The 15,033-nt window shown below is 38.1% G+C and carries 15 protein-coding genes; 8 read left to right on the plus strand and 7 right to left on the minus strand.

What is annotated here, in order from left to right:
• Positions 1-3: 3 nt before the first annotated feature.
• From prfB to H9N25_RS17415, 3 genes are all read right to left on the minus strand, one after another.
• Positions 4-1,078, minus strand: a protein-coding gene (gene prfB / locus H9N25_RS17405) for a peptide chain release factor 2 (protein ID WP_167297170.1) whose coding sequence is annotated in 2 segments (ribosomal slippage) — positions 4-1,017 and positions 1,019-1,078 — 1,074 coding nt in all. Because the reading frame shifts where the segments join, the coding sequence is not laid out codon by codon here.
• Between the two features lie 154 nt (positions 1,079-1,232).
• Entirely contained in the window at positions 1,233-2,537 is a 1,305-nt protein-coding gene (locus H9N25_RS17410) for an amidohydrolase (protein ID WP_190326691.1), read from the minus strand.
• 242 nt (positions 2,538-2,779) lie between these two features.
• Positions 2,780-3,286, minus strand: coding sequence for a hypothetical protein (locus tag H9N25_RS17415; protein WP_167297174.1), 507 nt, complete (start codon positions 3,284-3,286; stop codon positions 2,780-2,782).
• Positions 3,287-3,442: 156 nt separating this feature from the next.
• Here H9N25_RS17415 and pgi point away from each other — a divergent pair, with 156 nt between their 5' ends.
• From pgi to H9N25_RS17430, 3 genes are all read left to right on the plus strand, one after another.
• Positions 3,443-5,089 (plus strand): glucose-6-phosphate isomerase, encoded by a 1,647-nt coding sequence (pgi, locus tag H9N25_RS17420; RefSeq protein WP_190326692.1) that lies wholly within the window; start codon positions 3,443-3,445, stop codon positions 5,087-5,089.
• Between the two features lie 260 nt (positions 5,090-5,349).
• On the plus strand, positions 5,350-6,663 hold the full coding sequence (locus tag H9N25_RS17425) for a M16 family metallopeptidase (protein WP_190326693.1): 1,314 nt from the start codon (positions 5,350-5,352) through the stop codon (positions 6,661-6,663).
• 33 nt (positions 6,664-6,696) lie between these two features.
• On the plus strand, positions 6,697-8,109 hold the full coding sequence (locus H9N25_RS17430; protein WP_190326694.1) for a M16 family metallopeptidase: 1,413 nt from the start codon (positions 6,697-6,699) through the stop codon (positions 8,107-8,109).
• Positions 8,110-8,163: 54 nt separating this feature from the next.
• Here H9N25_RS17430 and H9N25_RS17435 read toward each other — a convergent pair whose 3' ends face one another.
• Positions 8,164-8,556, minus strand: coding sequence for a helix-turn-helix domain-containing protein (locus tag H9N25_RS17435; protein WP_190326695.1), 393 nt, complete (start codon positions 8,554-8,556; stop codon positions 8,164-8,166).
• Positions 8,557-8,705: 149 nt separating this feature from the next.
• On the opposite strand from H9N25_RS17435, the gene H9N25_RS17440 reads away from it, so the two are divergent.
• From H9N25_RS17440 to H9N25_RS17460, 5 genes are all read left to right on the plus strand, one after another.
• Positions 8,706-8,888, plus strand: coding sequence for a bacteriocin-like protein (locus tag H9N25_RS17440; protein WP_190326696.1), 183 nt, complete (start codon positions 8,706-8,708; stop codon positions 8,886-8,888).
• A gap of 445 nt (positions 8,889-9,333) precedes the next feature.
• Positions 9,334-9,702: a c-type cytochrome gene (locus H9N25_RS17445; RefSeq protein WP_190326697.1), complete on the plus strand. Its 369-nt coding sequence runs from the start codon at positions 9,334-9,336 to the stop codon at positions 9,700-9,702.
• A gap of 48 nt (positions 9,703-9,750) precedes the next feature.
• Positions 9,751-10,293 carry a YceI family protein gene (locus H9N25_RS17450; RefSeq protein ID WP_167297179.1) on the plus strand — a complete coding sequence of 181 codons (543 nt, stop codon included), beginning with the start codon at positions 9,751-9,753 and terminating at the stop codon, positions 10,291-10,293.
• A gap of 6 nt (positions 10,294-10,299) precedes the next feature.
• Complete coding sequence (locus H9N25_RS17455; RefSeq protein WP_190326698.1) at positions 10,300-11,247, plus strand: DUF5777 family beta-barrel protein; 948 nt, start codon at positions 10,300-10,302, stop codon at positions 11,245-11,247.
• 32 nt (positions 11,248-11,279) lie between these two features.
• The gene (locus tag H9N25_RS17460; protein WP_167297181.1) at positions 11,280-11,732 is read left to right on the plus strand and encodes a QcrA and Rieske domain-containing protein; all 453 of its coding nucleotides are present in this window, start codon (positions 11,280-11,282) and stop codon (positions 11,730-11,732) included.
• A 60-nt stretch (positions 11,733-11,792) separates the two neighbouring features.
• Here the strand turns inward: H9N25_RS17460 and H9N25_RS17465 are convergent, their stop codons facing one another.
• From H9N25_RS17465 to H9N25_RS17475, 3 genes are read right to left on the minus strand one after another with little or no spacing between them, the layout of a single operon-like run.
• Positions 11,793-12,935, minus strand: a complete 1,143-nt coding sequence (locus H9N25_RS17465; protein WP_190326699.1) for an ABC transporter permease — start codon at positions 12,933-12,935, stop codon at positions 11,793-11,795.
• Positions 12,935-14,071, minus strand: a complete 1,137-nt coding sequence (locus tag H9N25_RS17470; RefSeq protein WP_190326700.1) for a glycosyltransferase family 2 protein — start codon at positions 14,069-14,071, stop codon at positions 12,935-12,937. Before H9N25_RS17470 ends, H9N25_RS17465 begins: the two co-directional genes overlap by 1 nt.
• Positions 14,049-15,026, minus strand: coding sequence for a lysylphosphatidylglycerol synthase domain-containing protein (locus H9N25_RS17475; RefSeq protein ID WP_190326701.1), 978 nt, complete (start codon positions 15,024-15,026; stop codon positions 14,049-14,051). Before H9N25_RS17475 ends, H9N25_RS17470 begins: the two co-directional genes overlap by 23 nt.
• Positions 15,027-15,033: the final 7 nt, after the last annotated feature.

A 15,033-nucleotide genomic window follows, 5' to 3' on the forward strand; every position in this document is an offset into this window, starting at 1 on the left:
ATTTTAAAATTCCATTAAATATGCTTTTAAAAACCCGTTAATATCGCCATTTAAAACCGCATCAGGATTGGAGGTTTGATAATTGGTCCGATGATCTTTTACCCTTCTATCGTCGAGCACATAACTTCTGATCTGCGAGCCCCATTCAATTTTCTTTTTCGATCCCTCTACCGCAGCAATAGCTTCATTACGTTTCCGTTCTTCAATTTCATATAATTGAGATTTTAATAAACGAATGGCATTCTCTTTATTCTGCAACTGCGATCGCGACTCCTGGTTTTTAATAATAATACCCGATGGTTTGTGGTATAAACGCACAGCTGTTTCAACTTTATTTACATTTTGTCCGCCTGCTCCACCAGCCCTAAATGTTTCGAATTCTATATCAGCAGGATTAATATCAATCTGTATGCTGTCGTCAACCAAGGGGTAAACATAAACAGAAGCGAAAGATGTATGCCTGCGGGCATTCGAATCGAATGGAGAAATCCGAACCAAACGATGCACCCCATTTTCGCCTTTTAGGTAACCATAAGAAAAATCGCCATCAAACTGGAGTGTTACCGATTTTATGCCCGCAACCTCCCCTTCCTGGCTGTCCTGTTCGGTAATTTTATAACCGTTCTTTTCGCCCCACATCATATACATGCGCATCAGCATATAAGCCCAATCACAGCTTTCAGTTCCACCGGCTCCGGCAGTAATCTGTAAAACGGCAGAAAGCTGGTCTTCTTTGCTACGGAGCATATTTTTAAGTTCCAGCTCTTCTACGGCAGTTTTACTGATTTCGAACTGGTCTTGTAATTCTTTTTCAGAAGCATCACCCGATTGAAAAAATTCGAACATTACTGCAGCATCTTCAACCGCATTATTGGTTTGGTTAAAGCCATCCGTCCATTTTTTCTTTGAACTGATTTCGGCAAGAATTTTTTCTGCTTTTTTAGGGTCGTCCCAGAAATCGGGCGCCATTGTTAATTTTTCTTCTTCGCGGATGGCGTAAAGTAGCTCATCAACGTCAAAGATACCTCCTCAGCGACGTTACTCTGTCCCTTAAATCTTGAATATTTTCTTTGGTCATGGCAACAAATATATAAAATCGCTTTGAGCATAATGCATGGCGGAAAGCGATTTCAATTAAACTGACCCCTTACTGTTTATTAATCAATTTTCTTTATTAATCCAGCAGGCACCAGAACTAATTAACTAATGACAAATGAGCGAGTGAACCACTCCTATTTCTTCATCAACATATAATCTAAAGTAAGATTAGAAAGTAATTTAACACCCAATACGAAGCCGCTTTCATCAAGATAAAAATCGGGGGTATGGTGCGACGGCGCTTTTAAAGGATCTTTACCTTTTGGCATTCCTCCTAAAAACACAAATAAGCCTGGCACCTTTTCCTGAAAGAAAGAGAAATCTTCAGCGCCAGTAACGGGAGGCTTTAATTTCACATGGTCCTTACCTGCTGTAGCCTCCATACTTGGCAACATCTTTTCGGTTAACGCAATGTTATTAAAGGTAACGGGATAATGATTACTGTAGGGGATTTTAACTTCGGCTGTAGCCCCACCTGCTTCGGCCGTTTTGGTAGCGATGGTTTTTATACGTTCGATAAACATGGCCTCATCTTCTTTACTAAAGTTGCGTACCGTGCCCAACATTTCTACCTTTTCGGGGATAATGTTCGAGCGTACACCACCATTAATAGCACCAATGGTAACTACACCCGGGTTTTCGGTCACATTTAAATTTCTACTTACAATGGTTTGAAGGTTATTGATAATCTGAGCCGAAATCACCACCGGATCGATACTGCTCCATGGGTAAGCTCCATGCGCCTGTCGGCCGGTAACGGTAATTTTCATATCGTTTACAGCAGCCATTGTTCCGCCCGGACGGTAAGTTACGTCGCCGACCTCGGTTTGAGAATTGATGTGTAAACCAAAAATTACATCAACCTTAGGGCTTTCAAGTACGCCCTCCTTAATCATTAACGCTGCCCCACCTTCATCTCCGGCAGGTACGCCCTCTTCAGCAGGTTGAAATATGAATTTCACCGTCCCTTGAATATCTTTTTGCATAGAAGCCAGCACTTCTGCTACACCCATTAAAATAGCCACGTGGCTATCGTGCCCACAGGCATGCATTACACCTACCTCTTGTCCGTTGTACTGTGTTCTCACTTTCGATGCAAATGGAACATCTACCCGCTCGGTAACCGGCAAACCATCCATATCGGCACGCAAAGCAACTACTGGCCCGGGTTTACCTCCTTTTAGCACACCAACTACTCCTGTTTTGGCCACACCTGTTTTTACCTGTATGCCCAACGATTCTAAGTGTTTTGCAATAATACCAGCTGTTCTTACTTCAGTATTTCCCAATTCAGGGTGTTCGTGAAAATCGCGTCTCCAGGCAATTACTTTTTGTTCTATGGCATCAGCTTTTTTCGAAACCAATGGTCTTAAATCTGATTTTTGGGCAAAAGAATTTAATGCCAGTAGTGAAAAACCGATCAGGAATATTTTCTTCATATTCATAAATGAATGATTTAGTTTAGGTGCCCTAAGCTAAACAATTTTAAGGAGAGATGGAATTTGATCTTAGCTGAACAGATAATAGCAGTACCTCTGCAGGTATCGAAGCTAAGGTTTACAAAATAGATTTTAGAGTTGTCAACTTTAATGGCCTTTTGCTATTAAAAGCCGACAACTCTTCTTAAGTATATATTTACAGGTAAATCTGAAGGAAATAAATCCTAAAAATCAGTAAATATTTAATTAAACATTCCCTTCAGCTTATCCATAATGCCACCACCTGTTTGGCCAGGTTGTTGCGCTTGTCCGCCGCCATTAAACATCCCGATTATATCACCCACATCAAATTTACCATCATCGCCGCCCAAACTTCCCAAAACATCTTTAAGATTAAAAGAGCTATCGTTCGGGTCGTTTGTTTTTTGGGTAAACTTGGCAATCAAACCCGGAATAATACTTGCAGCCAAAGACTTTGCCGTATCGGCATTAATGCCCAAGCCACTCAATTTATCCACAAAACTCCCCGAAGCCTGCTCAGCAACCTGGGTACCTTCCGCTTTGTTACCATTAAATATATCGGTTAATGCACCAATATTACCTGATGATACCTGATCTTTCAGCGTATCGAAAATAGAACCAGATGCAGCCTGGATTACGGCCTCATTTTGTTCATTCGGAATAGCTGTATTGTTTACAACACTTTCCTGTACGTTTTCACGCACCATTTCATTTAAATTTTCTAACATGACGTAGAATTAAAGGTTAAAATAATTGATGTACTAACAGGGACGTTGTATTAAAGTTACAGTGTTTAATCGACATTAAAAATTCTTATTGATTTAGAACATTAAAAAGACCATTTTAAATTTTTGCTTTATTACTTTTACAAAAAAACAAAGATTATGTTACCTAAAGTAAATTTCACAGAAACTAAGGCCTACAAGTATTTAGCCGATCATTTTATAGATATTAATCAAAAAAGCATTAAAGATCTTTTTGCTGAGGATGCAGATCGTTTCAATAAGTTTTCTGTTTTTTTTGAGGATATTCTGCTGGATTACAGCAAAAACCGCGTCAGCGATGAAACATTAGCACTATTAATTCAACTGGCACGCGAGTGTAAATTAGATGAAGCGATAAAGTCGATGTATAATGGCGATAAAATTAATGAAACCGAAGACCGTTCGGTGCTTCATATTGCCTTACGTAATTTAAGCAATACCCCGATTTTAGTTGATGGTAAGGATGTAATGCCAGAAGTAAATGCAGTATTGGCTAAAATGGAGAAATTTAGCAATAGCATCATTAGCGGTGAATGGAAAGGTTATACCGGCAAAGCTATTACAGATGTGGTCAATATTGGTATCGGTGGATCAGACTTAGGTCCGGTAATGGTTACCGAAGCTTTAAAACACTATAAAAACCATTTAAATATTCACTTTGTTTCGAATATTGATGGCACACACATTGCCGAAACATTAGCAGATTTAAATGCAGAAACAACATTATTCCTGGTAGCTTCAAAAACTTTTACTACACAAGAAACTATGACGAATGCACACTCTGCCCGTACATGGTTTTTAGAAAAAGGCGGTAAAGAAAGTGATATTGCTAAACACTTTGCAGCATTATCTACCAATGCTAAAGACGTTTCTGCTTTTGGTATCGATACCGAAAACATGTTTGAGTTTTGGGATTGGGTTGGCGGCCGTTACTCTTTATGGAGTGCAATCGGCTTATCTATCTCATTAAGTATAGGTTTCGACAATTTTAAACAACTATTGGCTGGTGCACACGCAACAGATAACCACTTTAAAACTGCCGAATTTGAAAGTAACCTGCCTGTAATTTTAGGTTTGTTAGGCGTTTGGTATATCAATTTCTATAATGCAGAAACACAGGTTATTTTACCTTACGACCAATATTTGCACCGCTTTGCTGCTTATTTCCAACAGGGAGACATGGAAAGCAATGGTAAACATGTTGATAGAAACGGTAATGAAGTTGATTATGAAACCGGGCCGATTATCTGGGGCGAACCAGGTACAAATGGTCAACATGCCTTTTATCAATTAATTCATCAGGGTACCCGGATTATTCCTGCTGATTTTATTGCTCCGGCACAGAGCTTAAACCCATTGGGCGATCATCATCCAATTTTGCTATCAAACTTCTTCGCACAAACAGAAGCTTTAATGAATGGTAAAACAGAAGAAGAAGTAACAGCCGAATTAAAGAAGGAAGGTAAATCTGATTCAGAGATTAAAAAAATTGCACCGTTTAAAGTATTCGAAGGCAATCGTCCGACTAACTCAATATTATTAAAAAAAGTAACCCCATATACTTTAGGCAGCTTAGTAGCCATTTATGAACATAAAATATTTGTTCAGGGAATTATCTGGAACATCTTTAGTTTCGACCAGTGGGGAGTAGAACTGGGCAAGCAATTGGCCAAAAAGATTCTTCCGGAGCTGGCGGGCAACGAAAAAGTTTCGAGCCACGACAGTTCTACCAACGGCTTAATTAACCAATACAAGGCCTGGAGATAAAATATTATTAAAAAAAGCGAGTGTAAATACTCGCTTTTTTTGTTTAAATCTCATATTTTAGGCCATTCTTATTATTGTTTCACGCTAGTGAAAAATCCAAATTAACTTATTAATGAAATAATTGCCCGCTTTCGCCTTTGATTATTTCTAATCATTAAAAACAAATTATCTATGAAACCATCATAAGCATGTTAATTATAAATAACAAAAAAATATGCTAATGATAGCTTCATAAACCATTAAAAAACAATTATAACCTCATGAAAAAAAGAATTCTTTTTGCTTTGGCCATCTCCGGTCTGTGCTTAAGTGCTTCTGCCCAAAAAGTACAGTTTACCGAATTCGACCTGGACAATGGTCTCCATGTTATCCTCCACCAAGACAAAACCGCTCCCGTTGTTGCCGTTTCAGTAATGTACCATGTTGGCTCTAAAGACGAAGAAACTCAACGCACAGGCTTTGCTCACTTTTTCGAGCATTTGTTATTTGAAGGTTCTGAAAATATTAAAAAAGGGGAGTTTATGAAGCTGGTGAGCAGTAATGGTGGACAAAACAATGCCAATACTACTCAAGACCGTACTTTTTATTATGAACTTTTTCCATCAAACCAATTAGAACTCGGTTTATGGTTAGAAAGCGAAAGAATGTTGCATCCGGTAATTAACGAAAGTGGAGTAAAAACGCAAAATGAAGTCGTAAAAGAAGAAAAACGTTTACGCATAGACAACGCGCCGTATGGAAAATTTACCGAGAAAATTTTCACTCATTTGTTTGATGGTCATCCATACCGTTGGCAACCGATTGGATCAATGGAGCACTTAGATGCTGCAAAACTGAGCGAGTTTATTGCTTTCTTTAAAAAATACTACGTACCCAATAATGCAGTTTTAACCATTGCCGGCGATTTAGATATAGACAAGACTAAAGCTTTGGTAAAATCTTACTTTGCCGAAGTGCCTAAAGGTGCACCCGTTGTTCGTCAAGAATTCAAATTACCAGAAATCACCAAAGAAATTATCGATACTGCTTACGATGCCAATATCCAGATCCCCGCTATCTTTGCAGCTTACCGCGTACCGGGTATGAAAAGCAGAGAGAGCAAGGTTTTAGGGATGATCAGCTCTATTTTATCAGAAGGCGGAAGCTCGAGGTTAAGTACCAAAATGGTTGATCAAAAGAAGACGGCATTACAGGTTGCGGCTTTTAACTATTCGCTTGAAGATTATGGTGCTTATATCACCCTGGCCTTACCCAATAAAAATACTCCGCTTAACGATTTATTAAAAGATATTGACGAAGAAGTTTTACGCCTTCAAACCGATTTAATTAGCGAAAGCGACTATAAAAAACTGCAGAATAAATTCGAAAACAACTATGTAAGTGCAAACAGTAAAATGCTGGGTGTTGCAGAAAACCTGGCGAATGGATATACTTTCCACGATAAGGATGCAAACGATATTAACAAGGAGTTAGAGGTAATTAGATCCATTACCCGCGAGGAGATCAGAGACGTTGCTAAAAAGTACCTGAACAAAAACCAAAGAGTTGTATTGTATTACTTACCTAAGAAATAAGCAGATTGCTTTTTCATTTTAATTATTAAAAACATGAAGAAATTATTTATTATAGCTGCAATTTCCTTATTGGCTCAAGGTATTTCAGCACAAACAATAGATCGAAGCCACAAGCCAAAACCGGGTCCAGCACCTGTTATTACCGTTGGCGATCCTGTTATTTATAAATTAGCAAATGGCATCACTGTTTTGGTTGTAGAAAACCATAAATTGCCAAAAGTATCAGCAAGTTATAGTATCGATGCAGGTCCTATTACCGAAGGTGCAAAAGCGGGCGTTGTTGGTTTGATGGGCAATATGCTGAACGAGGGAACCACAACTAAGACCAAAGCACAATTTGATGAGGCAGTAGATCAGTTAGGTGCCGATGTAGGTGCTGGTTCTTATGGCGGCAGTGCTTCTGCTTTAACCCGTTATTTCCCTCAGGCATTCGCTTTAATGGCCGAGAGTATCCGTAAACCTGCTTTTCCGGCAGAATCTTTCGAAAAACTAAAATCGCAAACCATTACTGGGTTAAAATCTAACGAGAAAAGTGCGAAAGCTATTTCAGCACGTGTGGTAAATGCATTGGCTTATGGCAAAAATCATCCTTATGGAGAGTTTGAAACCGAGGCTTCTATTACGGGCATTACTTTAGACGATGTAAAAGCGGCTTACAAGAAATACATTACCCCATCAAGAGGTTATTTAACTTTTGTAGGCGATATTAAACCAGAAGCTGCCAAAGCTTTCGCAGAGAAAGCCTTTGGCGATTGGAAAGGCACTGCCTTAACTTTACCAGTACTTACTAAAGTTGCTAATCCTGCCAAAACAGAAGTAGACATCGTTAATGTGAGCAACGCAGTTCAATCTGAAATTACGGTTGTGAACTTAATCGACCTGCCAATGAGCAGCCCCGATTATTTTCCAATATTATTGGCGAACCAGATTTTAGGTGGTGGCTCTGAATCGAGATTATTTGATAACCTCCGCGAGAAACATGGCTTTACTTACGGTGCATACTCAAGCACAGGCTCAGGCCGTTTCCAATCTAAATTTTCGGCTACCGCAGCTGTTAGAAATGAGAAAGTTGACAGTGCAGTAGTAGAATTTTTAAGAGAAATTAACACCATCCGCACGACAAAGGTTACTGCTGAAGAATTACAGAATGCTAAAAATCTTTTCAATGGATCGTTTGCATTGGGTTTAGAAAATCCGGCACGTACTGCAGGCTTTGCGAGTAACATTTTAATTAACAACTTACCGAAGGATTTTTACCGCACTTATTTACAAAAAGTAAATGCAGTTACCACTGATGATATTTTAAGGGTTGCCAAGAAATATTACAATTACGATAATACGCGTGTTGTAATTGTTGGTAAAACCGATGCTTTTGAAGCAGGATTGAAAAAAGCAGGATTTACTGTAAATCAGTTTGATAGTTTTTCTAATCCTCTTAAAAAGTAATTAATCATTTTTTAAGAAGCCTAAACATTAAATAGAAGAAAAGGCAAAGTGTAGTTACTTTGCCTTTTCTTCTATTTGTCGTTTCAATTCCTTTATTTTGTTATCTCTTCTAAAAATTTTTTCTTCAAGTATTCGTATACTATCGTCTTTTTGAGTTATAATTTCTCTCATTAAATTTATCTCATTATCAAAATCATCAGTACTTATTTTTATCCCTGTTCCAAAAAAAGCTTCTATTGGTTTATTAAAAATACGTGCCAATTGCGATAAACGATTTGTCGAAATCTTAACCTTTCCAGTTTCTATTCTTTGATAGGTACTTTGTTGGATGTCAAGTTGCCTAGCAACATATTCTTGGCTATAGCATTTTTCATCTCTGTACTTCCGTATGTTTTCACAACTATATAGTCCTTTCAACTCCATTCTTTCTAATTTAACTCCGTTCATCCTTAAAGATAATTAATTATCATACTAGCTTTCTGCATAAACTTATGCAGAAAGCGGATGTTTTTATGCTTAACATAAGATTGACATAATAATCTATTTATTAACTTGGTCAAAAAATTTATAGTAATAATTAGTATTAAAAAAACAAGATGAAAAATTTAAAACCACTTACAAGATCAGAATTGAAAGAAGTTATTGGCGGAAATACACCACCCTTAACAGCCATTGATTTGCTAATGGTTGATTGCTTTGTTGGGTGCATGAATGCTACTGAAGATGCAACTGTACGGGAAATTTGCTATAGCTTATGTAGAAATACACCTCCATATTAAGCATTAATTTTTGATAGTGCTCTAGCAAATTAACTTGAAATGAGTGGTGCTTTACAGTTGGGAAATTGTAGTCCTGCCGTACCTGCAAATCTGGCAGGTGAAAACTTCTTTTAAAGATATAAAAATCAATCCGCCATTAAAGGCCGAAGATTTCAACTAGGTTTTAGATATAATCTATCTCGAAAGCCGTTCCGATGTAAAATCGGAACGGCTTTTTTTATTTTTTTTTATTGCGGGCAACCATTACTGATAAAACTACGTAACGATTAAGATTTCAGTAGAAATTACATAACCATGGTTATTAAAAAAACTGTTATGCTTTCAAATAAACAGAATATACATTGAAAAAATCGGCCATCGCCACAAAAAATTTCAGTTGCACCACAATCAGACATGAGGATATAGAAATGAATCTATCACCAATTTTAATCTTAATTAAATACCTATGAAAAAACAAAATTCAATCTTTTTATTAGCCGCTATTACCGCCTTGCTTTTTGCCTGCTCTAAAAAACAAGCAGAAGAATTAAAGCCAGAAACACCAACACCCAATGGCCCAACGCCTGTAACCACAACGAATGTAACCTACTCAAATTTTGCCGGGGCATTGTTTCAAACCAAATGTAACAGCTGCCATGGGCCTAATGGAGGAGTGAAAGGGGTATGGGCATTAAATGGTTTAGCTTCTATAAAAAATGATGCACGTGTAGCTAATTCTGTCCTGGTTACCAAAACAATGCCAAAAGGCGGATCACTAACTGTTAGCGAAAGAGAGCTATTACAAGCCTGGGTTGATAAAGGCATGCCAGAATAGGCAATCGAAATTGACGCCGGTTTTATTAAGGACTTAAATACATTACAGATGCAAAAATTATTTTTCACATTAACAGCCCTATTTTTATGCACAGGCATAAAAGCCCAGATTTGGGTAAGTAAAAGTGTTAATTCTTCGTTTTTTTCTTCAACACCTGTAGAAGATATCGATGCACAGAGTAAAACAGGTGCTTCGGCACTTAATACCAAAACCAACGATATCATTTTCAAAATCAATAATACTTCTTTTCAATTTAAGAAAAAACTGATGCAGGAGCATTTTAACGAAAATTATATGGAAAGTGATAAGTTCCCTACTTCTGATTTTAAAGGGAAAATTGTAGAACAGATCGATTTTTCGAAACCAGGTACTTATCCTGTTACGGTTAAGGGCAACCTGCAGATCCATGGCGTAACCAAAGAGTATACGACAAAAGGATCCTTGGTAATTACCGGCGATGAAGCAAAAGCCACTTCTACATTCAATGTAAAACTGGCCGATCATGATATCAAAATCCCAACGATCGTTTTTAAACAGATTGCAGAAATCATACAGGTAAAAATGACTGCTATTTATCAACCTAAAAAATAAAATTTCATGAAATATCATCTAAAATCTCTGTTATACCTATTTGCGATCTGTTTGCCGTATTTGGCATCTGCACAAGATTCGCTTGAGAATGCTTTACAGCTACCCGCCGAAAAAAAGAATGTACAGGCTACTTTTAAGGCTACCAAACTGATCAACATCCAAACCAATGAAACCATTTATAAAAATGAACTTGATTTTAGGGTAGATCACCGTTTTGGCGATATTGCAGGTAGCGCAGGTGGTACCAAAAACTTTTTTGGACTGGATCAGTCAACAGATATCCGTATTGGTTTTGAATACGGAATCAGTGATAGACTTTCGGTAGGTTTATCAAGGGCAAAAGGAGCCGGTGTAGTAACACAGCTTTACGAAGGAAACTTAAAATATCGTTTGCTGGAGCAAACCGCTGATGATAAGGTACCTGTTGCGGTAACTTTATTTGGCAGTACTACCCTTTCGGCAACGAAAGCCTCAACAGACCCTACTGCAGCAAATGCATTCAGCGAATTCCAGGACCGTTTGACCTACGTGGTGCAAGCCGTAATTGCCCGTAAATTTAATTCAAACTTCTCGGTATTGTTAATGCCATCGTACGTACACCGCAACTTTACTGTTTTTGGCGATCAGAACGACATGCTCGCGCTGTCGGTTGGTGGTCGTATCAAAATTACCAAACGTATGGCCTTTGTGGCCGATTATACCATTCCGTTCAGGGATAAAAATAAAGAGGCTTATCTCGAAAGCACATTAGGGACACAGTATTATAAGACACTTGGTGCCGGACTGGAGTTTGAAACTGGCGGTCATATTTTCCACCTTAATTTCACCAACGCCACAGCTATACAGGAGTCGCAATTTATTACCGATACTAATACTTCCTGGCTTAAGGGACAATACCGTTGGGGCTTTAGTATTGCCCGAAGGTTCTCTTTCGATAAGAAGAAAGCAAAGTAGATCAAAAACCAACCAATAAAAACTAAATCATTATGGAACGTAACGAATTTATCAAATCATTGGGACTAGGTGTTGCTATGGTTTGTACCGGAGCTTGTTTTTCTGCTTGCGGTAAAAAAAGTGATGCACCAGAACCCAGCAAACCAAACGGTGGCGGTGTTCCTTCCGGAACTACTGCTAGCGTAGATCTGAGCACACAATTACTAACAATTGGTGCATCGCTCACCGTAAACAGCATATTGTTTATCCGTACCGCTGCAGGGAATACCACTACCTCATTTGTAGCCACACAAGCGGTTTGCCCACACCAGGGCGGTGCATTAAGTTTCATCCAGGCCAGCAACTACATTCAATGTGGCTTGCATAGTTCGAGGTATAGCACTTCGGGAAGCATTTTAGCCCAACCAAATGATGGTGGCACCACGAGTGCACTAAAAGTTTATCCGCTTACTGTTTCAGGAAATACACTAACCGCAACAGCCTAAGCTTTTGTTTTTAAGGGTAAAGCAGTATCGTAATTGGTACTGCTTTTTTTATGATACTGATTAAACCGTTACATTTTGCCCTTTTACATCGAAGGCATCTCGTAAGCCTATGGCCAGTACATTAAAAGCATAAACGGTAAGCATAATAGCTAAACCAGGCAAAATGGCAAGATAAGCGGCGTCCATAATGATATAACCATAATGTTCTTTAATCATACTCCCCCAACTTGGCATGGGTGGCTGCGCACCAAAACCTAAAAAGCTTAGTCCGGTTTCTAGCAATATGGCCGAAGCAAAATTAGATGAGGCTACCACTAAAATTGGCCCTGCAATGTTCGGTAATATATGTTTGATAATGGTTCTGCTTGTACTAAAACCCAGGGCTCTTGCTGCTTCTACAAATTCGACCTCTTTTAAAGCCATTACCTGCCCACGCACCAATCTGGCAACATCTACCCAGGTAGATAAACCTACCGCAATAAATATCTGCCAAAAACCTTTACCCAAAGCAAACGATATAGCAATAACGAGCAGTAGGGATGGTAGCGACCAAACAACATTCATAAACCAGCTAATTGCAGCATCTATACGCCCGCCAAAATAACCTGCTATTGCACCCAAACTTACACCAATAAAAAGGGAGATCAGAACAGCCATTAAACCTACAGATAACGAAACTCTGATACCTAAAATTAACCGGCTTAATAAATCGCGCCCATAAATATCAGTTCCCAGCAAATAGCTTTGTTTATAAATATTGTTTTTCTCGAAAAGAATTTGCCGAGTGCCGGCTTTTGAAGGTAAAACACAACTGGGGCATAAATCTTTTAATCTGTATACTGTTTCTTTGGCTTTTTCGTCGTCGCCAATATATTCTTGCACAAAAACTGCCTGATCTTTGATCTTGTAAGAAGTTATCGGGATGCTTTTAAAAGTAGGTGTTTGCCCATGGAGCATTCTCTCGAAAAAGTTAACTTTTTCTACATTGGGGTTCCGGTTGATGATTAAGAAAATAAAAGTACTGCCAGGTTTCTTTTTGTTTAACTGGAGCGTTTGCACATTCGCATTTGGAGAATCATCAGGCATAATTAAATAACCCAAAATACCCATTACCATCAAAAGTAAAATAAAGGCTAATCCGCCAAAAGCAAATTTATTCCGCTTAAATTTTAACCATACTTTTTTCGATGGGCTACTATCCATTATCTAACCATTCTGCCTTTCCAATTGTATTTTCCACTGTTTCCAGCAATGCCGATGTACACCATATAAAGCACATGCAACACATTTAAAACAGGGATTAAAATGAGTAAACTGCGCCTTTTTGCAAAGCCGGTTACATCCCATAAAAATAAGGTTTCTAAAACCATTTTAACCAATAATTGATAAAATGTGATCGCTAAAAACCCTGGAATAAAAAGTCCGGTGATAAAGTTTGCCAGAATAGTGAGGTTAAAGATCCAAATCAGTACCCCCAACACAATAATGGCTTTGTTTTTATAACGGGTGCTCTTCGAGGCCCAGCGTTTACGTTGTTGTATAAATGCACTTAAAGTTTCTTTTGCATGGGTGTATACAATGGCTTCCCTATTTTTGAGGAAACCGATCTGATCTGGATATTTGGCTGCAATTTTATGTAACAGTAGCTCATCATCGCCCGATGCCAGATCATCTATTCCCTGGAAACCACCAACCTCATAAAAAGTTATTTTTTCATAGGCCAGATTTGCACCGTTACAAGTTGATGGTTGCTTGTTTCCAATGGTAGAAGCCCCTAAACCAATAAGATAAAGAAATTCTAAAGATTGCAATCTTTCAAAGAAACTTTTCTCCTGAAAATAAGCTACTGGCGAAGAGATCATTTTATAGTTTTTCTGTTCGTATAGATTTACAATGGTTGCCAGCCAAGCGGAACCCATCCTGCAATCGGCATCAGTGGTAATAATCAGATCGCCAGAGCAGCTACCTATTGCTGTTTGAATAGCTTTCTTTTTGTATGAATTTAAGGCCCTGTCTTCATTTAGTTTGATCAATTTCACATTCCTATCTGCGTAACTCAATACAATTTCACTAGTACGATCAGTAGAGTGATCATCAATAATAATAATCTCTGTTAAAGCTTTAGGATATTGCTGTGCAATCAGATCATCAATGGTTTTGGCGATATTCGCTTCCTCATCCCTTGCCGCAACAATAATAGAAACTTTGGTTTGGGGATCTGACTTTTGTGGCCTAAAATAGACCAGGTTATGCCATCCTCTAATAAAATTAAGCACCAAAAAACCATAAATTAAGGTTAGAGCAGCAGATATAAGACTAATTAGATTTAAGATTTCCAAAAAAATTGAGTTTAAAAACGAAATAAGTGCCTAAGATAGCAGGAATTATAATATTTATGAGCCATATACTTGCAGTACATGCAATAACAGCCACATGTTGATCGGTTACATGTTTAAATAATTCAACGGCAGTAACACTCCGTATACCAACATCAAAAAGATCAAGTGAAGGTAATGCTGATTGAACCAAAAAGAGCAAACAGGTCATCATAATGATATCTGCATAATGCAAACCTGGTATCAACCAGATAAACAGAATGAAATATTGCGAGCTAAATACCAGATAACGGGCAAAACAATAAGTGATGATTTTAAACAACTCTCTTTTTCGGTAACGGCCTAAAATGCTGTAAAACTTCTTGTATTTCCTGGTGAATTTAATAGAGAGCAGAATCCCGTTTAACCAACGGATATTAAAGTAGAAGATCAGAAAAAAAAGGCAAAAAATTACCGCAAAAAATACCAGAGCAATAAATAGTACAGGATCGATAGGGATAAAACGGTATACAAAAAAGCAGACTGCAACGGCTCCAAAAACATTGGTCAGCACTAACTGACCGATACTGCCTACGCTCATGGCCACAATACCCACAATCCTTCTTTTGGGCGAAAGGAAAAATACCCTCCCTCCGTACTCTCCCAATCTGTTAGGCGTAAAAATGGCCAATGTTAATCCGCAAAATACCGATTCAATAGCACGATAAAAGCTGATAGGCTCAATGTGGCTCATTAAGTATTTCCATTTGCCCGCCTCTAAAAACCAGTTTACAAACATAAGGAGCACTACTATCCCGATTATTGTGATAATTTCTATCTGAGGGATATCTTTTAATAAAGTACTGAAATCGTGCAGATTTTTATTCGCAACCAGCTTATGGTAAATAAACCAAAAAGCAAATATTACAATTGCAGCTTTGATGAAGATTGATAATATTTTTTTGTTCTTGCCTGTCAAGATTATC

The sequence above is a fragment of the Pedobacter riviphilus genome (assembly GCF_014692875.1).
In the GTDB taxonomy this organism is placed as follows: Bacteria; Bacteroidota; Bacteroidia; order Sphingobacteriales; family Sphingobacteriaceae; genus Pedobacter; species Pedobacter riviphilus.